The organism is Specibacter sp. AOP5-B1-6 (assembly GCF_052376555.1).
Lineage (GTDB): Bacteria > Actinomycetota > Actinomycetes > Actinomycetales > Micrococcaceae > Specibacter.
Window position 1 is genome coordinate 1 of record NZ_JBQSVT010000138.1, and the last position, 291, is coordinate 291.

The 291-nt window shown below is 64.6% G+C and carries 1 protein-coding gene; it reads left to right on the forward strand.

Annotation, left to right across the window (positions count from 1 at the left end; genetic code table 11):
• Positions 1–60: 60 nt before the first annotated feature.
• Positions 61–291 (forward strand): hypothetical protein (locus ACT3TS_RS19825; protein WP_444533237.1); only part of this gene is annotated, 231 nt, incomplete at its 3' end.

Here is a 291-nt window from a genome sequence, read left to right on the forward strand (position 1 = left end):
CCGGAGCCTGCTTCTCAGTACAGTGTTGCGTGTGATGTTCATGATGGTGCTGTTGCTGCGTTGGCGGTTGTGAAGGTGTTGGAGGATGCCACGGCGGCGTGCAAGGCGGCGTTGTTGGGGCAGTTGATGGGTGCGGTGCAGGTTGAGCGGGTTGCTGTGGATTTGAATCCGTGGCAGGTGGGGGTCGCGCGGTCCAGTGCGGTGGCTGAGGCGGCGCAGTCGTTGGGGATTCCGGAGCGGACGGCGGCGGCGTTGACGCATCATGCCCTGGAGGTGTTGGGGCGTCCGGAG